At 71.7% G+C, this 23,331-nt stretch carries 23 protein-coding genes; 6 read left to right on the top strand and 17 right to left on the bottom strand.

All coding sequences use genetic code 11. The features are described from left to right. Positions 1 to 62 precede the first annotated feature (62 nt). Both ACOTKD_RS01880 and ACOTKD_RS01875 read right to left on the bottom strand, forming a co-directional pair. Complete coding sequence (locus tag ACOTKD_RS01880) at positions 63 to 1,127, bottom strand: Rieske 2Fe-2S domain-containing protein (RefSeq protein WP_424887035.1); 1,065 nt, start codon at positions 1,125 to 1,127, stop codon at positions 63 to 65. A 212-nt stretch (positions 1,128 to 1,339) separates the two neighbouring features. Then, entirely contained in the window at positions 1,340 to 1,861 is a 522-nt protein-coding gene (locus ACOTKD_RS01875) for a DUF1360 domain-containing protein (protein ID WP_424887034.1), read from the bottom strand. Between the two features lie 155 nt (positions 1,862 to 2,016). On the opposite strand from ACOTKD_RS01875, the gene ACOTKD_RS01870 reads away from it, so the two are divergent. Beyond that, positions 2,017 to 3,510 (top strand): aminotransferase class I/II-fold pyridoxal phosphate-dependent enzyme, encoded by a 1,494-nt coding sequence (locus tag ACOTKD_RS01870; RefSeq protein ID WP_424887033.1) that lies wholly within the window; start codon positions 2,017 to 2,019, stop codon positions 3,508 to 3,510. Between the two features lie 83 nt (positions 3,511 to 3,593). On the opposite strand, the gene ACOTKD_RS01865 is transcribed toward ACOTKD_RS01870, so the two are convergent. Then, complete coding sequence (locus ACOTKD_RS01865; protein ID WP_424887032.1) at positions 3,594 to 3,749, bottom strand: DUF6131 family protein; 156 nt, start codon at positions 3,747 to 3,749, stop codon at positions 3,594 to 3,596. A gap of 388 nt (positions 3,750 to 4,137) precedes the next feature. Between ACOTKD_RS01865 and ACOTKD_RS01860 the strand changes: the two genes are divergently transcribed. Continuing rightward, positions 4,138 to 4,278: a CDGSH iron-sulfur domain-containing protein gene (locus ACOTKD_RS01860; protein ID WP_424887362.1), complete on the top strand. Its 141-nt coding sequence runs from the start codon at positions 4,138 to 4,140 to the stop codon at positions 4,276 to 4,278. Here the strand turns inward: ACOTKD_RS01860 and ACOTKD_RS01855 are convergent. Next, a complete protein-coding gene (locus ACOTKD_RS01855) occupies positions 4,255 to 5,235 on the bottom strand; it encodes an iron-containing redox enzyme family protein (RefSeq protein WP_424887031.1) in 981 nt (326 codons plus the stop codon). The two genes, ACOTKD_RS01860 and ACOTKD_RS01855, sit on opposite strands and share 24 nt — an antisense overlap. A 501-nt stretch (positions 5,236 to 5,736) precedes the next feature. On the opposite strand from ACOTKD_RS01855, the gene ACOTKD_RS01850 reads away from it, so the two are divergent. Next, on the top strand, positions 5,737 to 7,323 hold the full coding sequence (locus ACOTKD_RS01850; protein WP_424887030.1) for an RICIN domain-containing protein: 1,587 nt from the start codon (positions 5,737 to 5,739) through the stop codon (positions 7,321 to 7,323). A gap of 374 nt (positions 7,324 to 7,697) precedes the next feature. Here the strand turns inward: ACOTKD_RS01850 and ACOTKD_RS01845 are convergent, their stop codons facing one another. Then, entirely contained in the window at positions 7,698 to 7,850 is a 153-nt protein-coding gene (locus tag ACOTKD_RS01845; RefSeq protein WP_424887029.1) for a hypothetical protein, read from the bottom strand. Between the two features lie 352 nt (positions 7,851 to 8,202). On the opposite strand from ACOTKD_RS01845, the gene ACOTKD_RS01840 reads away from it, so the two are divergent. From ACOTKD_RS01840 to ACOTKD_RS01830, 3 genes are all read left to right on the top strand, one after another. Continuing rightward, positions 8,203 to 8,946, top strand: coding sequence for an alpha/beta hydrolase (locus ACOTKD_RS01840; protein ID WP_424887028.1), 744 nt, complete (start codon positions 8,203 to 8,205; stop codon positions 8,944 to 8,946). Between the two features lie 535 nt (positions 8,947 to 9,481). Beyond that, the gene (locus tag ACOTKD_RS01835) at positions 9,482 to 9,667 is read left to right on the top strand and encodes a hypothetical protein (RefSeq protein ID WP_424887027.1); all 186 of its coding nucleotides are present in this window, start codon (positions 9,482 to 9,484) and stop codon (positions 9,665 to 9,667) included. Beyond that, positions 9,664 to 10,332, top strand: coding sequence for a phosphatase PAP2 family protein (locus tag ACOTKD_RS01830; RefSeq protein WP_424887026.1), 669 nt, complete (start codon positions 9,664 to 9,666; stop codon positions 10,330 to 10,332). Before ACOTKD_RS01835 ends, ACOTKD_RS01830 begins: the two co-directional genes overlap by 4 nt. A 7-nt stretch (positions 10,333 to 10,339) precedes the next feature. Here ACOTKD_RS01830 and ACOTKD_RS01825 read toward each other — a convergent pair whose 3' ends face one another. Genes ACOTKD_RS01825 through ACOTKD_RS01770 form a run of 12 tightly spaced genes read right to left on the bottom strand, consistent with a single transcriptional unit; the run spans position 10,340 to position 23,330 of the window. Continuing rightward, positions 10,340 to 11,704, bottom strand: coding sequence for a glutamate-1-semialdehyde 2,1-aminomutase (locus ACOTKD_RS01825; RefSeq protein WP_424887025.1), 1,365 nt, complete (start codon positions 11,702 to 11,704; stop codon positions 10,340 to 10,342). An 8-nt stretch (positions 11,705 to 11,712) separates the two neighbouring features. Continuing rightward, a complete protein-coding gene (rfbC, locus tag ACOTKD_RS01820; RefSeq protein WP_424887024.1) occupies positions 11,713 to 12,357 on the bottom strand; it encodes a dTDP-4-dehydrorhamnose 3,5-epimerase in 645 nt (214 codons plus the stop codon). Continuing rightward, positions 12,354 to 13,556 carry a polysaccharide pyruvyl transferase family protein gene (locus ACOTKD_RS01815; RefSeq protein ID WP_424887023.1) on the bottom strand — a complete coding sequence of 401 codons (1,203 nt, stop codon included), beginning with the start codon at positions 13,554 to 13,556 and terminating at the stop codon, positions 12,354 to 12,356. The genes rfbC and ACOTKD_RS01815 overlap by 4 nt, the downstream gene beginning before the upstream one ends. Further along, on the bottom strand, positions 13,553 to 14,500 hold the full coding sequence (locus tag ACOTKD_RS01810) for a glycosyltransferase family 2 protein (RefSeq protein WP_424887022.1): 948 nt from the start codon (positions 14,498 to 14,500) through the stop codon (positions 13,553 to 13,555). The genes ACOTKD_RS01815 and ACOTKD_RS01810 overlap by 4 nt, the downstream gene beginning before the upstream one ends. After that, on the bottom strand, positions 14,497 to 15,786 hold the full coding sequence (locus ACOTKD_RS01805; protein ID WP_424887361.1) for a hypothetical protein: 1,290 nt from the start codon (positions 15,784 to 15,786) through the stop codon (positions 14,497 to 14,499). The genes ACOTKD_RS01810 and ACOTKD_RS01805 overlap by 4 nt, the downstream gene beginning before the upstream one ends. A gap of 5 nt (positions 15,787 to 15,791) precedes the next feature. Further along, on the bottom strand, positions 15,792 to 17,045 hold the full coding sequence (locus ACOTKD_RS01800) for a DUF4910 domain-containing protein (RefSeq protein ID WP_424887360.1): 1,254 nt from the start codon (positions 17,043 to 17,045) through the stop codon (positions 15,792 to 15,794). A 41-nt stretch (positions 17,046 to 17,086) separates the two neighbouring features. Then, positions 17,087 to 18,112, bottom strand: a complete 1,026-nt coding sequence (locus ACOTKD_RS01795; protein ID WP_424887021.1) for an NAD-dependent epimerase/dehydratase family protein — start codon at positions 18,110 to 18,112, stop codon at positions 17,087 to 17,089. Between the two features lie 3 nt (positions 18,113 to 18,115). Then, a complete protein-coding gene (locus ACOTKD_RS01790; RefSeq protein ID WP_424887020.1) occupies positions 18,116 to 18,778 on the bottom strand; it encodes a PIG-L deacetylase family protein in 663 nt (220 codons plus the stop codon). After that, positions 18,775 to 19,569, bottom strand: a complete 795-nt coding sequence (locus tag ACOTKD_RS01785; RefSeq protein WP_424887019.1) for a glucose-1-phosphate cytidylyltransferase — start codon at positions 19,567 to 19,569, stop codon at positions 18,775 to 18,777. The genes ACOTKD_RS01790 and ACOTKD_RS01785 overlap by 4 nt, the downstream gene beginning before the upstream one ends. A 13-nt stretch (positions 19,570 to 19,582) precedes the next feature. After that, entirely contained in the window at positions 19,583 to 20,818 is a 1,236-nt protein-coding gene (locus tag ACOTKD_RS01780) for a class I SAM-dependent methyltransferase (RefSeq protein ID WP_424887018.1), read from the bottom strand. Further along, on the bottom strand, positions 20,815 to 22,023 hold the full coding sequence (locus ACOTKD_RS01775; protein ID WP_424887017.1) for a glycosyltransferase: 1,209 nt from the start codon (positions 22,021 to 22,023) through the stop codon (positions 20,815 to 20,817). Before ACOTKD_RS01775 ends, ACOTKD_RS01780 begins: the two co-directional genes overlap by 4 nt. Before the next feature lie 2 nt (positions 22,024 to 22,025). After that, entirely contained in the window at positions 22,026 to 23,330 is a 1,305-nt protein-coding gene (locus ACOTKD_RS01770) for an O-antigen ligase domain-containing protein (protein ID WP_424887016.1), read from the bottom strand. Position 23,331 lies beyond the last annotated feature (1 nt).

The raw sequence follows: 23,331 nt of genomic DNA, 5'->3' as shown, positions 1-23,331 counted from the left end.
AGATCAACTCATGGCCTCGATCCGCCGCTGGGCGAGGAGGCGTCCGGCTCGCGCAAGGTGGTTCAGCTGTCCCCGGGTGGGTGGGGGTTGGCTGTCTGACGGTGGTAGAAGCGCTGGAATTCCCGGACGGAGGGGCCGTCAGACTTGACCCACAGTGGTTTCTCGAGGGGCTGCATCCAGCGCAGGATCTCTTGGTCGGCGCGGGCGTTGCGTCGTACGACGAGCCAGACCAGGACGGCGAGCAGTCGGTTGAGCGGCCAGAGTGGGAGGTCCGGGCCGAGCTTGCGGACGGCGACGCGCCAGGTGCTGAAGGTGACGCCGTCCCTGACGGGGCTCGCGCCGAGGATCGCGGCGAAGGCGGGGTGGTCGCGGTCGATGTGCGGGCCGGTCTGGGCCCGGAAGACGGTGGCTGTGGGCCCGGCCATGGTGACCAGTGCGTAGGGGCGGAAGAAGCGCTGCATTCTGCGGGATGTGCGGGCGGCGGCCGGCTGGATGCGGAACTCGAAGTGCGGGCCTTCGTCGCGTACGGGGACGTACTCCATGGGCTCGTGTGCCTGGTGGCTGTAGGGCCAGTGGGCGAGGTCGGCCACGTGCTCGGCGACCGAGAGCAGGTTCACGTGGAAGACGGACACTTGGCCGGGGAGGGTGACGTAGCGGCGGCGGTCGTCCGCGAAGGCTGCCGTGTCGAGGGGGTGTGGTGGGCCGTCGCCGTGCCAGAACCAGATGTTGCCCGCTTGTTCCGTGACCGGCAGGCTTCGCTGTCCGGCTCGTGCCGGGATCCGGTCCTGGCCGGGGATGTCCGTGCAGCGGCCGGAGGAGTCGAAGGCCCAGGCGTGGAAGCCGCACAGCAGGTGCTCGCCGGCGACGCGGCCGCACCGGCTCAGATCGGCGCCCAGGTGGCAGCACTGGCTCTCGACCATGCCGACGCGCCCGCTGCGGGTGCGGAAGAGGGCGTAGTGGCGGGACATGAAGGTGACCGGGACTACCTGTCCCCGTTTGAGGTGCCGGGAGAACCGGGCCACGTACCAGCCGGAGGGGTAGGCGGTGCCGTTCGGGCGAGCGGAGCTCTGCGTGGTCTCCAGGGCGCGGTCGTAGGCCCTCGGTCGGGAGCGCGGGCGCAGCCTCATCCATGCATCGTACGGAGGTGAAAGCGCGGCGTCAGCAGCGCAACGGGGGCCTGCCCGGGGGCGCGTGGAGCGGATGCGCAGCGACACGTGACGGTTGGCCGCCCGGGCAGACGAAATCCAGGGCCGGCGGCCGCGACCTCTGGGCTAGGTAAATGTCCTGGGCAACTATTCGTCGGCCTTGAGCGTGCCCCGGCCCCCTGGGCAGGCGTGTGTCACTTGAGTGCGTCGTATCCGATCTGGAGGAGGTCGGCGGCGGAGATGACGGTCATGCCGCCGGCCACCCATCGCGTCGTCACGGGCCACAGCAGCAGACCGGCGACACCGGCCGTGGCCACCCACTGGGTCAGGCAGAAGGGGCAGGTCAGCAGCTCGCCGACGGCGTGGCGCACCGGTCCCGGCCGCGGGGCTTCGGTGACCTCGCCGGGGCCGGCGGGCTCCTGGTAGGTGACGAAGGGCGCCCGCAGGGGGGAGAGCACGGAGTCCTTGGCGAGCATCCGGCTGACGCGGAACGTGGCGACCGAGAGCAGGGCGAGGTCGGCCGCGGAAGGCCGTGCGGGCGCGTTCCGGCACCTGACCGCTGCGATTCCCACGGCCGAGGCGGTCAGTGCCGCGTACCCGCCGAGCAGCACCGTGTAGCCCAGCAAGGGACGTCCTTCCCCGGCTTCGTCGGTGCCCTGCTCGTAGCTCCGCCGCACCCGCGTCCACCAGCTGCCGTTCCGCTGCGACCGTTGCACGGCGTCCTCCCAGGTGTGTCGTCCTCCGGCCGGCTCCGCGCCTTCCGTATGCCCCTGCCCTTCGAAGCTATGGCAGCTTCCCGCGAGCTGCGCGACGAGCCGGGACCGGCGGGCGCCCTGTTTCCCCGCGGGTGTTCGCGGGGAACCGGAGTTCCATGGACCACGCTTCCCCGGACCATTCATGTGCCCCTGTGCTGGACGCCCTCGCCGCCTACCACGCCACCGGGCAGACGCCGTTCACGCCTCCGGGCCACAAGCAGGGCCGCGGCGCCGACCCGCGGGTGCGGGAGGTGCTGGGCGACGCGGTGTTCTTGAGCGACGTCCTGGCCACCAGCGGGCTGGACGACCGGACGTCCTCGCGCCGCGTTCTCGAACGGGCGCAGGCGCTGATGGCCGATGCCGTGGGTGCCGAGCACACCTTCTTCTCCACCTGCGGCAGCTCCCTCTCCGTCAAGGCGGCCATGCTCGCCGTCGCCGGGCCGCACGAAGAACTGATCATCGGGCGCGACGCCCACAAGTCGGTGGTCTCCGGCCTCGTGCTCGCCGGCATCAGGCCCGTCTGGGTGGATCCCCAATGGGATCCTGACCTGCACCTGGCCCACCCGCCGTCCGTACGGGCGTTCGAGAAAGCTTTCGACGGGCGCCCCGATGCCAGGGGGGCTCTCGTCACCAGCCCCACCCCGTACGGCACTTGTGCCGCGCTCGCCGACATCGCGGCCCTTTGCCATCGCCGTGGCAAACCGCTCGTCGTCGACGAGGCGTGGGGCGCCCATCTGCCGTTCCACCCGGACCTGCCCACCTGGGCCATGGACGCCGGAGCGGATGTCTGCGTCACCTCGGTGCACAAGATGGGCTCCGGGCTGGAACAGGGCTCTGTCTTCCACCTTCAGGGCGACCGCATCGGCCCCGCCGCCCTCAAGGCGTGCGCAGACCTCCTCGGCACCACCAGCCCCTCCGTCCTCGTCTACGCAGCACTCGACGGCTGGCGCCGGCAGATGGCCGAGCACGGCCGGGCCCTCTACAGCGACGCCCTCGCCCTCGCCGGACGGCTGCGCGAGCAGATCGAGGACATCGACGGCATGCACGTGCACGACCGCGCGGACTTCTGTGCACCCGGCCGCGCCGCCGACCTCGACCCCCTGCAGATCATCATCGACATCTCCGCCCTGGGCACGACCGGTTACCGTGCCGGGGACTGGCTCCGCGAACACCACCGGATCAACCTGCATGTGTGCGACCACCGCCGCATCAGTGCCCAGCTCACCCACGCCGACGACACACTGACCACCGGCCGGCTGCTCACCGCCCTCCGAGACCTCTCCCGGCACGCCCGCGCCCTGCGCACCGACGTACGGGTGGAGGTGCCCGACCCCGCGGAGCTGCGCCTGGAGCAGGTGATGCTGCCACGCGACGCGTTCTTCGGCCGCACCGAACTGGTGCCCTGGGACAAAGCCGCCGGCCGCGTCGCAGCGGAAATGCTGACCCCCTACCCGCCCGGCATCCCCGCAGCCGTACCGGGCGAGCGGCTCGGCACGGAAGTGCTGCGCTACCTGCGCACGGGGGTGGAGGCCGGCATGGTCGTTCCCGACGCGGCAGACCCGGCGATGGAGAACGTGAAAGTGGTCGTCAGGCCCGCCGAAGGTGCCTGATGCGGAGGCCCGGCAGAGCACGGGTTCCAGCGGGCGGAACCTGGCCGTACTGCGGTTGCTGTGGCCGGTGCGGTTGCCGGCGGTTACCAGTAGTGCCGTCGCCCTCCCACAGCATGTCCCGCCGCGCCCAGCACCCACAGGATCGCGCCGATGACGAGCAGGATGATCCCTATGGTCCACAGAATGGATATGCCGGTCAGGAATCCGATGATGAGGAGAATGACTCCGAGGACGATCATGGCGGCCTCCGTTTTCGTCGGGAAAATCCTCAGCGGCCGTTCACTACCAGTGTGCGCCGAATCCGCCGTCCCGCACGGCCGGGCCGTGACTGCCGGGCCCGGCCACGGATCCGGGGCCGTGTCAGGCGGGGCTGTGAGGGAGAAGAAAGCGCCCTGCACGAGGACGGCCGGCAGGGCGTCGAGCGGCTGTGCGCGGGTGTGCCGGGGCTGCTCGGTCCGGGGCGGGGCAAGGAGGAGTTGGTGGTGATCCGTGCCCAGCGGTGAGAGGCTTCCCGAGGAGCCGCCCGTGCGTCCGCAGCTGAAGGAAGCGCGCCGTGTGCGGTGGAGGCCCGGTGAGCCCCTGCTGGTCGAGGGGCCGGTGGAGGTCGAGGGGGAGGACGGCACGCTGATGAGATCGGACCGGCCTGTGGTGGCGTTGTGCATGTGCCGGCGCAGCCGTTCCTTCCCGTGGTGCGACACGAGCCACCGCGCTCCCGCACCGGTGGACGCTCCGAGCGAGCAGGACTCAGGCCGGGGGGACGCGCAGTGAGCTGCGGCCCGCCCTCCAGGCACGCAGTGTGTGCGCGGCGAACCGGTCCTCCAGCCACAGCGTTGCAGCGATCCCGAAAACGGTGTCGGCGGCCACGTGGGGTTCGCGGTCGAGCAGGCCGCCTACCAGGTCGTGGCGGACGAGCTGTTCGTGGACGGCGTCCGCCTCGATGTGCTCCGCGTAGAAGGCGACGGCGGCCGGGCCTTCGCCGAGCCGCTCCATGGCCTCGACGAGCCGCCGGGAGGCCGGTGGCGACGTGCATTCCAGCACGGCGAAGTGCCCCGCCAGGGCACCGCGCCGGGCACGGTGCAGGCCGAACAGCGACATCAGGTTGACCGTGGCCAGGGTCACGGCCGGCACCGCGTCCAGGTAGTGGCCATAGGTGTCGACGAGGCCGAGGTCGCGCATCAGCGCGGCGTAGAGCTCCGCGTGCACGCGGTCGGCCCGCCCGGCGCCGAACTCCTCGTACTCGACGGCCACGAGAGCCGCCTTGGCCCGACCGGTCAGGCGGGGGATCATCCACGCGTGCGGATCGGCCTCCTTGAGCTGGTACAGCGAGCGGTGCACCGCGTACTCCCGCAGGTGCCACGGCCGGCCCTCGTCCCGGAGGAAGTGGGTGAGCGTCCGCGCGTCGGGCGGCTCGTGCACCAGGCCGTCCAGCGCCGTCCCCACGTCTTCCCCGGACGGCACGTCGGCCCGCAGGGCCGCCAGGAACCGGTCCTCGAGCGCCCGGCGCAGGCGCAGCAGATCAGGGTCCCACTCCCAGGCGTCACGGACGCCGGGCAGGCCCCGGTAGTGAAGCTCGTAGCACAGGTGGAGCGCCAGCTGGAGGTCGTCGCCGTACGCGGCCGCCCGGTCGGCCAGGCAGACGGGCGGCACAGGGATCCGGCCAGGCTCCTGCGCGAGGCACCGCACGAGTCCGGCCGTCAGCTCCCCCCGGTCCGGTGGCAGAGGCACGGTCGACGGGTTCCCCTTCAGAACCCTTCTAACCGGTGGTGCACACCCGCTGGTCCCGACCAGGCCCCACCGCTGGTCTCCACCGGGGCCTCACCGCTGCTCCGGGGCGGGGCACGCGGTGCCGGACCGGGGCGAACCCAATGCCCGCCGATGCCTGCCCGGCTGTTCGATCACGACACCGGCCGCATCGTCACTCCGGATCGTTCCGGGTTTGCGGCGCAGCTGGTGTGTGCGTGACTGAGCGCCGAAGGTGCTCGGCCGTCCGGCAGGGCGAACGGTTCGACAGCCGGAGGGGTTGCCAGCTCACGAATGAGCACACAGGGCAGAGTGATCCCACTCGCAACCCACATCTGACACATTCCAGTCGAAAGTGAACAGGATTACATCGGCATTGGAATAGACCATTCCGCCGCAGCCTCCCCTTACGCTCACGGCTCGTAACGGACGATCCACAGGAAATTTCGACCGAAGGTTGCCATGAAAACCCACTTCAGACGTGCCGTGAAACTCCTGACGGCTCCCGCCCTGGCCCTCGCTGTCGTCACCCAGGGTCTCGCCGTCGCCGCGACTCCAGCGGCCGCCGCGACCGACGCGTACACCTTCACCAACTCCGACGGCACCCTCAACGCCACCGGCAACAATGACGGAAACCAGATCTCCGTCACTCCCGACGGCACCAACTACACGAACTGGCGCCTGATCAAGCTCAGCGAGCCGGGCACGTTCAACATAGCCAGTACCTCCTCCGGGAAGTGCATCTACGCCACCCAGCCCGCCGTACAGCAGTCCTGCGGCAAGGACGGCGAGCAGTGGCACTTCCGCCCCGTGGACGGCAAGCCCAACACGTTCGGGATCGTCCGCCGCAACGACACCAGCGGCACCGAGTACTGCATGGACAACCGGGGCGGACTCCACCTGTGGGGCATCCTCGCCCAGCCCAACGCCTGCAACGGCAGCGCGAGCCAGGAATGGACGATCCCCGCGTCGAAGGCCGCCGAAGCCAAGAGCCTCGCCCTCGACTACTACGCAGACCTGTGCTCGAAGAAGACCTCCACCTGTTCGTGGACCCAGAAGTCCGAGGGACAGCCCGAGGCCCTGCCCCGCCAGATCGCCTCGTCCGTCTGGTACAACGGCACCGACAGCACGATGAAGCAGATTTTCACGACGATCTACCACTCCGGCTGGGCCCAGTCGTTCTCGGCCGGTGTCTCCACCTCCGTCGGCGTCTCCGTCCCCGTCCAGGCCATGATCTCCAGCCAGTTGTCCTCGACGCAGACCTACACCTCGGACGAGACGACGATCAACGGCATCGCCGTGGACGTCCCGTCGAAGAACTACGCCTGGGTCGACTTCGCGGCCGTCGGCAAGAAGGTCACCGGCACGTGGACCTTCGACACCGACAACCAGCCGTGGACCACGGATGCGACCGTCACGGTCCCGGTCGTCAACTCGGCGGCCGGCTCCACGATGTACATCGCCCGCACCAGCGCCGGCACGCCGGGCAGTGACACCAGCAACACCAAAGCGGACGTCAAGCCGCAGGTCCTGGCCAAGACCGAGAGCGCTGACCTCGACGTCCCCGACGGCGTCACCGCGACCGCCGAGAACAACACGGTCAAGCTGACCGACGGCGCCGGCAAGAACATCGCCACCGTCCGGCCCGGCATCGTTCAGGAGCCGAACGGCGCCACCCACAAGGTCAGCCTCGCCCTCGACGGCAAGAAGCTGACCCAGACGATCGAAGGCGTCCCCGGGGACACGGTCACCGGCTTCGTGACGCCGCCCACCATCGCGGTGCGTGACGGCGTTCCGGCCGCCGCCCTGGCGAAGACCGCCGGCAAGCTGAACACGGCCAAGATGTCTCCGACGGGCCTCTTCGAGAAGCCCAAGACCGAAGACGAGTGGAACAAGTGCATGCTCAAGCACCTGGGCAGCAGCATCTACCTCGGCACGGTCGTGGGAACGGCGACCGGCGCCATGGCAGGCGGCGTCGGCGCCGTACCGGGCCTCGCCATCGGCATGATGACCGGCACGGTCAAGGGCCTCGGCGAAGCGATTCTCCTCTGCGGCACGGGCCCCAAGAAGTAACCCCCTCATTCCCGGGCCCCCTCCCTGCTGCACCAGGGAGGGGGCCCGCCCCTTACCGGCGGAAAGCTGACCAGGGCGCCGCAACACAGGCCACCGCGAGGTCTCGCGACCGACACAGAGCTACCGGACAGCCGAAGTGTCTCGCTGGCCTTGGTGAACACGCCCGCGCCCTCCGGTATCAGATCCTTGATGCGGGCGCGGGCCGCCGCGGTGTCGTCGAGCAGCTCGGCGGTAAAGCCGTTCGGGAACGTGAGCGAGGGAACTGGAGAGCGCATGACCACCCCGCCGGGACAGGCACAGCGGCAGGCGGACGAGCAGCGGGACCCGGGACTGAGCAGGCTCATGAGCGAGCGGCGACAACTGCTCAATCTCGCCTACCGGATGCTCGGGTTCCTGGCCGACGCACGATCTTCGAGCGCACCGTCAACGGGCTGCCGGGCCTGGCGGTTGAGTCCGGGGGCCGGATCGAGACGGTGTTCGCGTTCGAAGTCGCCGAGGACGTCGATGCCGGCCCGGATCGCGGCCATGGTCCCTTCCTCATCGGCAGCCGAGTCGTCGTGGGGCGTCGGGCGGCCGATCGTTGGAAGCCACAAGCGGCAGAGCCTTGACCACAGGTAAGACCCATCACCACTGCGTCGCGATCGACGAGAGCGGCCGTCGGCTGCTCTCGCGACGCGTCGCCAACGCTGCACAGAGCCTCCGCGAAAACCTGTTGGCGGACCGAGGCGATCACGTGTTAGCTTTTCGGAAGCCGTGCAAGAGAACGAGGAGGTGGTACCCGTGAACGCAGTATCGACATGGGTGCTCCCCTCCGGGGTCACGGTCGGGCGATAGGTCGTCCGGGAGCGCCGTTCAAGAGCACTCCCGAAAGGCACGACCATGCACGTCATTTCTGAGCAGCGTCTCGACGACGGTGTCCTCGAGCGCGAATTCACCCTCGGTGAGATCCCCGGCATCCTGTGGACGCCCGCATCTGCATCCGCATCCGCACCTGCGCCGCTGATCCTGATCAGCCCTCCGCCCCTCGGGCTGCGCAAGGTGTACCCCCGGCTGGCGGGGCGGGCCCGGTACTACGCGGCGAAGTACGGCTTCGCCGCGGCCACCATCGAGCTCCCCGGGAGCGGTGACCGGCCCCGGTGGGCCGCGGCCGAGCAGGCCCGCGCCGACCTGCGCCGGGCGATGGAGGCCGGCGAGCCGGTCGGCGACGAGATCATCGACGCCCTCGTCCTCCCGCTCGTCGAAAAGTCGGTCCCGGAATGGCAGGCGACCCTGGACGCCCTCCTGTCGCTGCCCGGGATCGGCGGCCCGGTCGGGTACGAGGGGGGAGTGATCTCCATCGGCGTGCGTCTTGCGGTGGTCGAGCCGCGCATCGTGGCCGCCGGCCTCTTCGCCGGGAGCCTCGTACCCGCCGCCATGTTCGAGGAGGCCCGCCAGGTCACCATTCCGCTGCAAGTCCTGCTGCAGTGGGACGACGAAGGGAACGACCGGCAGGCGGCCCTGGACCTGTTCGACGCCTTCGGCTCCAAGGAGAAGACCCTGCACGCCAATATGGGCGGGCACACCGGCGTCCCGCAGTTCGAGCTCGACGCGGAGGCTCGGTTCTTCGCCCGGCACCTGAAGTGAGGCCGGGCCGTCAGGCCGGCGACACACAGTAGGACGGCGTCGGCCAGGGCGCTCGTCGAGGACAGGTCCTGGCCCTCCTCGGTGGCAGTGGCCGGCAGATGCACAACCGCCCCGATCGCGACGGTACCGGCCACCGGCGGTACCGGCCGGTCGGGGCGGCGCTCAGCCACCAGCGCCTCCATCAGCCGGGCCCACAGGCCGCCGGCGCTCGGGCACGTCTGGGACGTGCCGCCGGGCGGCACGTCCATTCGCTCGCTCAAATCCTCGAAAGTGCCCGCTCGGGCACCCGTTCGCGCGACATGATGCCGATGAACGACAGGCGGCAGGGGAGGGGACTTGTGGGTGTCTTGAAGGACTTGGGCTCACACAGCTCCGACCGGGCAAAACTGAGTTGACTCCTTCCATCGTGAGCGAGGCCGTGCTCGCCGAACGGTCAGGTGTCCGGCCTTCCAGCGCGACGCCCCCCGGCCGGTGCGCACCTGGAGCTGCGCTTCCCCGTAAGGCCCGAATCCGACACGATCCGAGGAGACGTCACGTGACCACGGTGCGGCCCAGCGAGCAGATGCGTGACCTCGGCGTCGTGCAACACGGGGACCACACAGCCTGGAGGACCAGTGCGCCCGGCAGCCCGGGCCTGACGCCGATCCCGCAACGCCCGACGCTGCGCACGGCAGACAAGAAGGTCACCACCGCAGTCCGGCCGGACGCGGTGGGCGGATGACCGGCCGGCAGGCGCCTGCGGTAGTGCCCTCACTCCTGCGCGCGTGGCTCGGGCTGATCGCGGCCCTCGCCGCGTTGGTGGTCGTCGTGCTCGGGGTCCTGTACGTCGGCCACAGCGAGCCCGGCACGGTGGACAGGTGGGTCATCCAGCCGACGGCGGACAGTGTGGGGCCGCCGTGGCGGCGCGTCGCCCTGGCGGCGGACTTCTTGGGGGAGCCCGCCGGATCGGCGATATTGGTCGTGGCCGCCGCCGGCGGCTGCCTGCTGCTTCGGCGTCCTCGCGCGGCGGTGTTCGTCGTTGCCGGGGTCGGCATCAGCGTGGGGGTGGCGACGCTGCTCAAGCACTTGGTGGGCCGCACCATCCACGGCGCCGGCAACCTGTCCTACCCGAGCGGGCACACCGCCTTCTTCACCGCGCTCGCCCTCGTCGTGGCGCTGTTCGCGACCGGCCGGCTCGGCCTCGGCAGGACGGCCGGCGCGTTACTCGTGCTCGCCACGACGCTGGTTGCCGGCGCCGCCATGGGCTGGGCGCAGGTCGCCCTGGGCGCGCACTACCCGACCGACGTCCTCGGTGGCTGGTGCACCGCGCTGGCGGTGACACCGGCGACGGCGTGGCTGGTCGACCGGACGGCCGACCAACTCGTCGATCGACGAGAGCGTCACTGACGTCACGTCACGCCAAGCGGCGGAACACAGGCTTCACCGGCCGCCCGGCCAGCCAGGGCGTGGGGTCACCGGCGTCCAGCGCCTTCCGGTACACCGCACATGCCTGCGCCACCACGTCGACGGTGTGGTCGATGTCGGCGTCGTCGAGCGCGCTGCTCACCACGAACGACGGGGCCAGCACTCCGCCCGCGAGGAGCCGGCGCAGGAACAGCGTGCGGTACTGCTGCGACGGCTGCCGGTTCTCGTCGAGGGTGGCGAAGACCAGGTTGCTGGCCCGGCCCCGGACGACCACGTGGTCGCCGACACCCATGGCGGCCGCGGCCTCGCGGACACCGGCGGCCAACCGCTCGCCGAGGGCGTGCAGCCGCGCGGTGATGCCCTCCTCGGCGTAGGTGGTCTGCACGGCCATCGCGGCGGCCAGCGAGTGCGTTTCCGCGCCGTGCGTGGTGGACAGCAGGAACACCCGGTCGCCGGAGTGCCGCAGCCCGCCCCGCTCCATCAGGTCGCGGCGCCCGGCCAGCGCGGAGACGGCGAACCCGTTGCCCAGCGCCTTGCCGAACGTGGAGAGGTCGGGGACGACGCCGTACAGGCCCTGGGCCCCCGCCTCGGACCAGCGGAAGCCGGTGATCATCTCATCGAAGATCAGTACGCAGCCGTGCCGGTCCGCCAGCTCGCGCAGGCCGGCGAGGTAGCCGGGAGTGGGGTCTCCCCTGCTCGAACGAAGTTGAGAGCTTGGGGAAGGCTCGACGTGGCCGGCCGGTTCGAGGATCAGGCAGGCGACCTCGTCCTGGTGGCGGGTGAGCAGCTCCTCCGTGGCGGCCAGGTCCCCGTAGGGGAACGTCACGGTGAGCTCGGTGGTCGCCGCCGGAATGCCGGCGGACATCGGCGTCGTGCCGATGAACCAGTCGTCGACGGAGAAGAACGGATGGTCGCCGCAGATGGCCACCCGCGCGCGCCCGGTGACGGCGCGGGCGAGTCGTACCGCTGCGGTGGTGACGTCGGAGCCGTTCTTCGCGAACTTCACCATCTCGGCGGTCGGCACCGTGGCCAGGAAGCGTTCCGCGGCGTCGACCTCCACGACGGACGGCCGGACGAAGTTGCTGCCGCGGTCGAGTTCCCGCCGCACCGCGTCGAGCACGCGTGGGTGGGCGTGGCCGAGGCTGACCGACCGGAGGCCGGAACCGTACTCGACGTAGCGGTTGCCGTCGATGTCCCACACGTGGGCACCGTGGCCGTGGCTGATGACCGGGGCCAGGTTCTCGGGGTACTGGTCGTCGCCCTTGGCGTAGGTGTGGGCGCCACCGGGGATCATGGCGTGCAGCCGCTCGTTCGCCTCCCGCGACCGTGGCAGCTGGAACTCTTCGGTGGTCACGGCCGACCTCACTTCTCTGTGTTCCCGGCAATGGCTCGCTTTGCGTTGTCCGCACCGGGGTCCTCGGCTGACCTGCTTGTCCTGCTGGGGGTCCGGGGGTTGTCCCCCGGGAGATGCGGTAGGGCCTCGGCGAGGCTCGGTGACTCCCGGTCCCGTCGGGACATCGAGGTGACCGGCAGCGGCCAGGGGATGGCGAGCTCCGGGTCGTCGAAGGCGATCGTCACGTCCTCGGCCGGATCGTGCGGGCGGTCGATCCGGTACGAGGTGTCGGCGGTCTCGGACAGCGCCTGGAAGCCGTGGGCGCACCCCGCCGGGACGTAGAGGGTCGTCTGTGTCTCGCCGGTCAGCTCGAAGGAGGCCACGTTGCGGTACGTCGGTGAGTCCGGTCGCAGGTCGACGACGACGTCGAAGATCTTCCCGTGCGAGCACCGCACCAGCTTGGCCTCACCGGCTCCGGAGCGCAGGTGCAGGCCGCGCAGCACACCCCGGGCCGAGCGGGACACGCTGTCCTGGACGAAGGCGCCCGGGTCGATGCCCACCGAGCGGACCACGTCGGCGTCGAAGGTGCGGCAGAAGAAGCCGCGTTCGTCGGCGTGCGGGGTGGGCTCGAACAGGTAGGCGCCGGTGATCGCCGGGACTTCGGTCGCTTTCATGGGGTCTCCCGCAGGGTGTGGTCCGCCGCCGGGAACAGGGCCGCGGTCAAGGCGGTGAACTGGTCTTCCAAGCGCCGGGCGGTGTCCTGGTTCCGCTCGGTGAGGGTCCGCCGCAGCTCCGCCGACCGCTCCTCCAGCGCCCTGAATTGCTCAAGCAGCCGGTCGGCGTCGACCTCGCGCGCCGGGTGGCAGTACGCGCCCAGCCCCATCCGCACCATGAGCGCGTCGCTCTTCGCCGCATAGCTGAGTGCGAGCGTCGGCGTACCGGTCTTCAGTGCGCAGACCAGATTGTGGTAGCGGGTCGCCACCACGGTGCCGGCGGCCGCCGTCTCCTTCATCAGGTCGGCCAGTGAGGTCGCTTCGGCCGCGGTGACCAGCGGGGAGTCCACCGCATCGAGGATCGCGGCGACCACCGGCGCATCGCACTCGTCGCCGGTGAGCAACCGGACCGGCCTGCCGTCCTCGACCAGCGCGCGGACGAACCGGGTCATCCCGTCGAGGTAGCGGTGGTGGATCTCCCCGGCGCGGGCGCGGTCGTCGTTGCCGCCGTGGAAGTCCATGACGCCGACGCAGACCAGGCCCGAGGGATCAGGGGGCGGCACCGGCAGTGCGAACGCGAGGTCCGGGTAGACCTCGTCGCGCGTGGTGTCCACGCCCATTTCCCGCATCGCGTCGCGGGACAGGGCGTCCCGGTACGACCGGTACGCGGCAAGGCGTGCCGACCAGCGCACCAGGGCCCGGGTCGGCCGGTTGCCGATCGGGGCGGCGCCGACGCCGACCAGCGCGACCGGGGTGCGCAGCAGGCGACCGCTCGCGCAGAGCAGGAACAGCGCGTACGGGAAGCCCCACGGCCGCAGCGGCAGCGTGGCCTCCAGGACGCCCATGCCCGGCACGATCACCACGTCGTGCCGGCGGACCCAGGCGGCGGTGCGGACGGCATCGACGAGTTTCCCCAGACCCTTCGCCGCGATCGCGCCCGCACGCGACGCGGTCCGGTACTCCCCGCGGTACCGGTGCAGCCGCGTCGCGGGGATTCCGTACCGGGCCGCGACGACCTCGGGTCCGCCGCACAGTGCGTCCACGGCCGCTCCCGGGTGCTCGGCGCGGAGGTAGCCGAGCACGGCTTCGAGCGACCCGTCGTTGCCGAGGTTGCCGGAGCCGAGGAGGCCGAACACCCCCACACGTGAAGCGGCTTTCATGCCCCGCGCCCCTCACGCCCCGCGACGAGGGCGTCGACGGAGACGGTGAGCTCGGCCGGGTCGACCGGGGCGCGGTCCTCGACCCGCTCGCCGGCGCCCGGCCGGGCCCGGCTGGTCATCCAGTGGGCCAGGTGGCGGTAGCAGGCGCGCCGGTCGGCCGCGGACAGCGGCGCCCGCCGGATCGCCGCGACGAAGCCCCAGACGTACTCGGCGAGCAGCCGGGGCGTCGGGTGCAGCGGGCCCGCCCGGCGCGGGTCCAGGTTGACGCACCGGGAGCGCTTGCCCGGGTTCGCGCGCTCGGCGCGCGTGGGGTGGTCGCGGCGGAAGTACAGCAGCTCCGGCACCTGGTGAAAGGGCCCGTGCAGGGCGATCTCGGCGACGAACGTGCGGTCCGCGTGGTGGTAGCTGTCGTGCGGCTTCACCCGGCGCAGCACGTCGGCCCGCATCACCCCGTAGAAGTCGTCGCCGCCGGGCTCGAACAGCATGCTGCGGAAGCGCTCCGGCGCGAGCGGCGAGTCGGTGGCGAGCGTGTACGCGTACGGGACCTTCACCCGGCCGTCGCCGTCGATGACCGCCTGGTCGGCGTGCGCGAGGATCACGTCCGGCCGTTCGTCGAGGGCCTCCACGCAGCGCCGCAACAGGTCCCGGGCGTAAAGGTCGTCGTGCGAGGCCCACTTGAACAGTTCGCCGTGGCACTCGGTGAAGACATAGTTGTGGTTGGGCGCGGCGCCGATGTTGCGGGGCAGCCGGATGTACCGGATGCGCGCGTCCTGCGCGGCGTACTTGCGGCAGATGTCCTGGGTTCCGTCGGTCGAGGCGTTGTCGGAGACGACCAGCTCGAAGTCTTCATAGGTCTGGCCGAGCAGGGCGTCGAACGACTCGGCGAGGTACTCCTCGCCGTTGTACACGGGCAGGCCGATGCTCAGCCTGGGGTGGGCGGTCATACGGTCCTCACTTCGGGGATGGAGTTCTGGTGGCGCTCGCGCAGGGCGGACCGCAGGTGCAGCCACCACACGGCCGAGCCGCAGAGGGTCGCGGCGGCGACGCCCCAGGCCGAGCCGGCCGTGCCGGCCACGGCCGCCCCGCCCAGCCCGCCGCCGAGATAGCAGGCGGAGGCGAACAGCTGGCAGCGCAGGCTGCGCCGGGCCGCGGCGAGCGCGCGCAGCCCGGCCGCCGCGCCGCTGCCGAGGCCGGCGCCCGCGACGCCGAGCGTGGCCGGCACGATGAGCTCCGAGGCGGAGTGCCAGACGCCGCCGAGTACGAGCTCACCGGCCCGGTCCGGCATCAGCAGCAGCGCCGCGCCCCAGAGCAGTGCGGCGGCGGCCTGCCCGCCGCCGAGCACGAGGCAGAACCTGCCCAGCCGGTGCGGGGCCTGTCGCAGCACCCGTGCCGCCTCCGCGACGGTGACCAGCGACAGCCCCATCAGCAGGGCGAGGAACGGGCCGAGCAGGAGCTCCGCGCCCCGGACGGCACCCACCGCGCCGACGCCGGCGATCGCGCCGAGCCCGTACGCCCGCAGCTGGCTCGCGCCGCTGAGGCTGACGTTCTCGACCAGGTACCGGTAGCCGAGGTCGCGCTGCTCGCGAAGCCACCCGCGCGCTCGGGCCGGCCGGGGCCGGATGCCGGACTGGAGGCAGCCGTACCCCGCGGCCACCGCGGCGGCCGCGCCCCAGGCGAGCACGAAAGCGGCCACGCTGCCCACGCGGGCCGCCACGACCATGGCCGGGACGAGCGCGACGCCCCACACCAGGTCGTTGGCGAACGCCTTTCGCCCGGCGCCGGCGGCGAAGAACGCGAACCGCCAGGCGTCCTGCAGCAGCAGCGCCGGCAGGACGACGCCGAGGCAGGTGAACGCGGGTCCCACGCGGCCGCCGAGGCCCAGCCCGACCAGCAGGCACACTGCGCCGAGGGCGGTGCCGACGCCGAGGGCGGCACCCGACGAACGGGCCGTCGCCGCGCGCCAGGACGCGTCCGGCACGCCGCTGAAGCGGACCACGAGCGGGTCGGTGGCCAGGCCGCGGGCGACGTTGAGCACCACGCCGTAGGTCAGCCAGGCCAGGCTGAACACGCCGAACGCGGTCACTCCCAGCGAGCGCGCCACGTAGATCCCCACCGCGAAGTTGGTCATGCTGGAGGCCGCCTGATCGGCCAGTCCCCAGGACAACCGGCCGACGACGGCCCGCCTGGCGGTCACCGCCGTCGGCTTCGTCTGCTCCTCCTCGGTGGTCATCGGCGTCATGCCTTGATCAGCCCGGCGCCGTGCAGGGCGTCGGCCGCGGCGGCGACGGTGTCGAACGGCAGCCCCGACCGCTCGGCGACGTCCAGCAGACTGTGCTCGCCGTCGGAGAGGCTGAGCACCCAGAGCATGGCCATCTGGGCCTGCTTCGTGTCGCTGCGGCCGCCGAGCGCGTCGTACAACCCGCGCCGGCCCAGCTGTGGTTCGCCGTAGGGGCTGAGGTTGACGTACCGCCGGTTGCGGTCCAGAACGGCGAACGCCTCGCGGCAGACGGCGAGCGTGTCGGCCATCGCCTCCGGGGAGACGAAGCCGGGGTTGTCCGCCGAGGTGTGGTACTCGGGATAGCCGGCGTACGGGGTCCGGCTGAGCGAGCCCACGCCGAGATCGAACCCGGGCGAGCAGAACTGCCGCTCGTCGTAGCCGTACGGAGTGAACTCGGCGACGCGGTGCGGGCGGGCGGAGGCGAGAAGCACGTGCCGCATCACCCGGTCGATCTCCGCGTCGCCGCGCCTGCTCTGCTTGTACGTCAGCCGGCCCGAGTCGCCGGCGCAGGCCAGCACGAGCCCGTGCTTGACCCGATCGATCCGCTCCGCGTTGCGGGCCAGCCAGGTGATCGCCCCGATGGTGCCGGGCGCGAAGACGAACCGGTAGGTGTGGTACGGCGTCGTCTCCGCCAGCGCCCGGGCCAGGAACGTCGCCACCGCGATGCCGGCCAGATTGTCGTTGGCCAGCGACGGGTGGCAGACGTGGCAGGAGACGATCACCTCGTCGAGGACCTGACCGGGGACGACGTGCTCGGCGTAGGTGAGGTGGCCGTCCGCGAGCGTGGAGTCGATGCGCACCTCGTACTCGCCGTCCGGCAGCGCGTCCAAGGTCTCCTGGGACAGGCAGAACCCCCATTCCGGCTTGTAGTAGCTGGTGCGGTACGGCACCCAGGCCGGGTGCTCCGGCAGGGTGTGCAGGTGTTCGCGCAGCTCGGCGAGCGGCATGGTGGCCGACACGGGCACGCTGTAGCCGAGCACGTGCAGGCTGGACGCGGCGAAGTCGACGACCCGGTTGCCGGCGGTGTCGGCGATGTAGGCGTCCCGGATGTTCCACTCCTGCGGCACCGTCCAGTCGAGCACCTGCGTCCCGGTCGGCACCTCGTGCACCTGCAGCGGGACGTACTCGCCGACGATCTTCAGGGTGGCGCGCACTCCGTCGCCGGTGATGCTCCGGCACAGCGGGTACAGCCGCTCCACCAGCGCGTGCATCCGCTCGCCGGCCGAGGCCGCCGGCCGTTCGCCGGCCGCGGTCACCGGCGCCACCGCAGGGTGTCGTCGACGGTGCCGGCCTCGGACGCCGCGCGCAGCACGGCCAGCCGGGTGAAGCGTCGCTCGAAGTCCTCCCGGGTCAGCCCGTGTTTCCGGTAGGCGTCGGCGAGTTCGTGCGCGCCCTGCTTGACCGTCCACTCGCAGGCGAAGCCGGGTATCGCGGCGCCGAACCGGGAGAAGTCCACCCGGTACGAGCGCGGATCGGCACCGGTCTCCCCGGTGATCACCACCTTCGCGCCGGACACCGCCTCGGCGACCTGCTCGGCGATCTCGGCGACCGTGACGTTGTTGGTCTCGCTGCCGATGTTGAACGCCCGGTCGTGCACCGCTTCCCGCGGCGCGCTCAGCGCGGCCGTGAAGGCCCGTGCGATGTCGGCGGCGTGCACCAGCGGGCGCCAGGGGGTGCCGTCGGAGAGCACCAGCACCTCGCCGGACAGGAGCGCGTGGCCCACCAGGTTGTTCAGCACGATGTCGGCGCGCAGCCGGGGGGAGTGGCCGAAGGCGGTGGCGTTGCGCATGAACACCGGGGTGAAGTCGCCGTCGGCCAGGGCGTGCAGGTCGTCCTCCACCCGGACCTTGGACTCCGCGTAGGGCGTCACCGGGCGCAGCGGGGCGTCCTCGGTCACCAGCTCGTCGCCGCCGGCGGCGCCGTAGACGGAGCAGGTCGACGCGTACAGGAAGCGCCGCACCCCGGCGTCGCGGGCAAGGCGCGCCAGCCGCACGGAGGCGTGGTGGTTGATGTCGTAGGTGAGCTCCGGTGCCAGCGATCCCAGCGGGTCGTTGGACAGCGCGGCCAGGTGGATCACGGCGTCCACCCCGGCCACGTGCTCGGCCGTGACGTCGCGCAGGTCCACCCGGTGCCCGGACGGGTCCGCGGGCACCGGGCCGAGGAGGCAGTCCGCGAACAGGCCGGCGTCAAGGCCGACGACCTCGTGCCCGGCGGCCGCGAGGACCGGGGCCATCACGGTGCCCAGGTAACCCTGGTGTCCGGTCAGTAGTACACGCAAGGTTCATTCCCCCTGATCGAAAGTGCCGAGATCGAGCGTGAGTTTGGTGGCGGCGAACGCCTCGGCGTAGCGCGCGTGGCATTCGATGCCGCGGATCCGCGCCAGCCCGAGGAAGGCCTCCCGGTCGTACCAGGGCCGGTGCCGCTGCGAGGGGTAGTGCTCCTGCAGCAGCCGCACCTTCCGTTCGGCGGTCTCCGGCGACAGCGGCTGGTACGCCGCCGGACGGCCGAGATCGCCGTCCCACTTGACGATCTCGTAGCCGAGCACCAGGTGGTCGCGGAACGCGGTGGGCATCAGCTTCGCCAGGCCTCGGTGGTCCTGGTGCGCGTCCTCGGTGCGCGGCGCGAGGACCAGATCCGGCTCGGTCCGCGCGCGCAGCTCCTCGACCGCGGCCTTGGCCTCCTCCCAGTGCACAGGCAGCCGGCCGTCCGGCAGCTTGAGCACGGTCAGCCGCAGGTCGGCGCCCGGGCAGAAGGCGGCGAGCGCGGCCCGTTCCTCCTGCTCCCGCTCGCTGCCGCCGCCGGAGAGCACCAGCGCGTCGACGCGGAGGCCCGGCCGTGCGTGGCACATCGTCAGCAGCGTGCCGCCGGCGCCGATGGCGATGTCGTCGCAGTGCGCGCCCACCGCGACGATCCTGCCCAGGCCTGCGGCCCCGAGCCGGATCACGCCCGCGCTCCGACGACGTCCCGCTCCCACACGGCCCACGGCCGGTCGCCCCGGGCGTAGGAGGCGTCGAGCGCGGCCCGCTCCTTCACGGTGTCGGTCGGCTTCCAGAAGCCGCGGTGCCGGTGGGCCACCAGCCGGCCGCGCTTGGCCAGCTGGGCGCACCCGTCGGCGACCAGGTCGCCGTTCTCCGGGATGTGGTCGAAGACCTCCTGGCGGAGCACGAAGTAGCCGCCGTTCTCCCACAGCGGCAGTTCGCTCACCGCGGTGATGCCCCCCACCAGGCCGTCCTCGCCCAGTTCCACGCAGTGGAACGAGGACTGCGGCGGCACCACCATCATCGACGCACCGGCGTCGCGCCGGGCGAACCGGTCGATCATCTCCGGCAGCGGGGCGTCGGTGAGCACGTCGGCGTAGTTGGCGAGGAACATCTCGTCGCCGTCCAGGTGGTGGCGCACCCGGCGCAGCCGCTCCCCGATCGGCGACTCCATGCCGGTCTGCGCGAACGTGATCGTCCAGTCGGATATGTCGGTGGACAGCAGCTCGGTCTTCCCGCCCCGCAGCACGAAGTCGTTGGACGTCGTCTCTTCGTAGTTGAGGAAGAAGTCCTTGATGTGGTGGGCCCCGTAGCCGAGGCACAGGATGAACTCCGTGTGCCCGTAGTGCGCGTAGTAACGCATGACGTGCCAGATCAGCGGCCGCGGGCCGACCATCGCCATCGGCTTGGGCACGTCGTCCGCTGCACCGCTCCGCATCCGCATTCCGTAACCGCCGCAGAACAGGACGACCTTCATGCTGCAACCTCTTTCAAGACGTGACCTCGACAACGCTCAGTTCGGGGATGGGGAAGACCAGCCGGCCGCCCCAGGCGTGCACGAAGGACAGCTGCTCGACGAGTTCGTCCCGCAGATTCCAGGGAAGGACGAGGACGTAGTCCGGTTTGTCGGCGGCTATCCGCTCGGGCGGCAGGATCGGGATGCGGGTGCCCGGGGTGAACCTGCCGTGCTTGTAGGGATTGCGGTCGACCGTGTACGCGAGCAGGTCGGGCCGGATGCCGCAGTGGTTGAGCAGGGTGTTGCCCTTGCCCGGCGCCCCGTAGCCGACGACCGTCTCGCCGCGCTCGGCCGCCTCGATGAGGAACTTCAGGAGGTCCCGGCGCACCTTGGCCACCCGGGCGGAGAACTCGGTGTACCCGGACAGCTCCTGCAGCCCGGCGGTCTTCTCCCGCTCCAGCACGTCGGCCACCCTCCGGGCCGGCTCGCCGGCCACCTCGGCCGGCCGGGCCCACAGCCGGACGGAGCCGCCGTGCGTGGGCAGCAGCTCGACGTCCACGAGCGCGAGTCCGCCGCTCGCCAGCGCCCGGATCGCGGACGCGACCGTGTAGTACTGGAAGTGCTCGTGGTAGATCGTGTCGTACTGGTTCTTCTCGATCAGGGTCAGCAGGTGCTGCACCTCGATGGAGACCCAGCCGTCGTCGGCGACCAGGGCGCGCAGCCCCTGGGTGAACCCGACCACGTCGGGGATGTGCGCGTACACGTTGTTGGCCACGACCAGGTCCGCCGGGCCGTGCTCGGCGCGGACGGCCGCGCCGGTGGCCGGGTCCAGGAACTCCGTGAGCGTGGGCACGCCCGCATCCCGCGCCGCGGCGCCGACGTTCACCGACGGCTCGATGCCCAGGCAGCGGATCCCCCGGTCCACCACGTGCTTGAGCAGGTACCCGTCGTTGCTCGCGACCTCGACCACGAAGGCGTCGGGGCCGAGCCCCACCCGCGCCGCGGCGTCGGCGACGAACGCGCGCGCGTGCTCCACCCACGAGGTCGAGTACGACGAGAAGTACGCGTACTCCTTGAACGTCTCCTCCGGCGTGATCAGCGGAGGGATCTGCGCGAGCCAGCAGTCGGTGCAGACCCGCAGGTGCAGCGGGTACGCCGGCTCCGGCAGGTCCAGTTGGTCCGCGGCGAGAAAGCTCTCGCACGGCGGGGTCGCCCCCAGATCGACGACGCTCGCCAGTGTCGCCGAGCCGCAGAGTCGGCATCGTGTCATTTGCTGCCCCCCATGAGTTCCGTCCGCACCGCGATCGCGGTGCGGTACCCCTCCACCAGGCGCTCCAGCCCGACGGCCGGGCTGAACCCCTGCTCGTAACGGCGCCGGGCCGCCCGGCCCATCTCCCGGTTGCGGTCCGGCTCGGCCGTGATCCGGCGCAGGCAGGCCGCGAGCGAGGCGGGCTCGCCCGGCCGGTGCAGCAGCCCGCTCACCCCGTCCTCGACGAGTTCGACGAAGGCGCCGTGACCGGCGGCGACGGCCGGGACCCCCGCCGCCATCGCCTCCACGACCACCAGGCCGAACGCCTCCAGCCACGTCGAGGGAGCCACCACGGCGACCGACCGTGCGACGGCCTGCCGGCACTGGGCGGGGTCGTACAGGCCGGCGTACCGCACGTCGTCCCGGCCCGCCGCCCAGGCGGTCACCTCCCGCTCCAGCGGCCCCGCGCCGGCGATCACGAGCGGCACGCCCGCACCACCGCTCGCCGCGACCTCGTCCCATGCCGCCATGAGCAGCCGCACGCCCTTGGCCTCCGCGAGCCGGCCGAGGTAGAGCAGATGTTCGCCGGCGCCCGCTCGGCGGGCGCCCGGTTCGGGCACGAAGTTGTGTTTCACCGCCAGCCGCTCGGGCGGCATGCCGGCCCGCGCCAGGACGTCGCGCTGCGCCGCGGAGATGCAGAAGAACCGCTCCACGCCCGACCACCACCGCCGCCGGTTGACCGACAGGCTGATCGCGAGCGGCACCGTCGCCAGCCGGGAGCTCCGGTAGCAGCCGTGCCGGACGGCGGGCAGCGGCGTCGCCCCGACGCACTCGGTGCACGGCCGGCCGTCCCGCTGCAGCGTGCCGGGCGGGCAGACCTGGGTGTAGTTGTGCAGCGTGGCGACGGCGGGCACGCCGGCGTCGGCGCAGGCGGCCAGCACCGCGGGCGACAGGAGCGGGAAGACGTTGTGGACGTGCACCACGTCCGGCCGCTCGGTGCGCAGCCGGGCGGCGAGCTCCTTGCGGACCGCGGGGTTCCACGGCACCAGCAGGGGCACCGCGGCCTTGCCCGGCAGGGACCGGGCGGCGATGTCGTCGCTGCGCCGCTCGAACACCTCGACCCGGTGGCCGGCCTCGCGCAGCAGCCCCACCTCCTGGTCGACGACCTTGTTCTCCCCGCTCGGCTGCGCCGAGGAGTAGCGGTTGTGCACCACGAGGACGTGCATGCTCAGGTCACCTCCGGTCTTCGGGCCCATCGCGGTATGTGCCGTTGAGGGACTGCGGGCGCCGGCGGGGGAGTGGCCGCGGCAGGTGCCGCCAGCAGCGAGGCGGCCACCGTCAGGTGCAGCAGATACGGCGAGGCGTCGCCCAGCCCGGCCTCGGTGTACGACGCGATCGCGCAGTAGCTGATCAGGAAGATCGCGCAGGCCCTCGGCAGCGACGGTGGCCGCAGCAGCGCGGCGCCGCCCAGCACGATGATGATCGCCGCCACGATCGCGGTGCCGGTCAGCCCCTGCTCCTGGTAGACGGCCAGCCAGCTGTTGTCGATCGGCAGCCCGCCGAACGACTTGTCGCCCAGGCCCACGCCGAACACCTGCTCCGAGACCGTCCGGGGCGCTGCCAGCAGGGCGTCCCAGACCTTGGCCCGGCCGGTGAGGTTGGAGAAGTTCTCCTTGTCCTGTCCGCGCAGGAACCATGCCTGCAGCGCGGAGCTGAACCCCACCGCGGCGACGGCGGCGCACAGCACCACCCAGGCGAAGAACCGGCGGGCGGCGGCGCTGGTCAGGATGAGCGAGCCGATCGCCAACGCCAACCCGACGAGCAGGGCGAGCGTGGCCGTGCGGGTGTGGGTCAGGGCGAGCAGGACGAGTGACGGCACGATGACCGCCGCCGCGCTGCCCCTGGTGGTCCGGCGGTCCAGTACGAGCAGCACGGTGAGCCCGGTGATGACCGCGGCGTACTGTCCGATCTGCGGCGGGGTGAGCGGCCACAGCGCGCCGACCAGCCGCCCGCCGTAGAGGCCGGGCATGGCCGCGCCCGGTGAGACGAGCAGGCCGGCGGCCACCGACGCGAGGACCGCGAAGTACATCCGGATGTGGTGCCGGACGAACGACGGGCTGCCGTCCCACCAGCGGCTGAGCAGCCACAGTGTGCCGACGAAGAGAGCGAGCCGGGCGCAGCGGAACAGCGCGCCGAAACCGGACTCCAGGTGCGCGCTGGAGATCACGCTCGGCACCAGCAGCAGGGTCAGCAGGAACAGGAAGGCGCCGGCCCGGACGCGCAGCCGGAGATTGAGGGCGAGCGCCAGCGCGAACGCGGCGACCAGCGCGCCCATGGTGGCCACCTGGATGAGGGAGCGGGGCAGCGGGACGATGGTCTTCGCCCCGGCGGAGCCGAGCGTGTTGAGGACCAGCAACCCCCAGACGATGCCGACGGCTTTCGGCGCGCCGGCAGGGCGCGGTCCGGCGCCGGGCCGCGTGCCCGAGGCATCCGGCCCGCCCGGCAGCCCGTCGCGCGTCAGGTCCCGGCCCATG

This window comes from Streptomyces sp. XH2 (assembly GCF_049725035.1).
GTDB classification, from domain to species: domain Bacteria; phylum Actinomycetota; class Actinomycetes; order Streptomycetales; family Streptomycetaceae; genus Streptomyces; species Streptomyces roseoverticillatus.
Note: the sequence above shows the minus strand (reverse complement) of the source record. Positions and strands in the feature narration are given on the sequence as shown.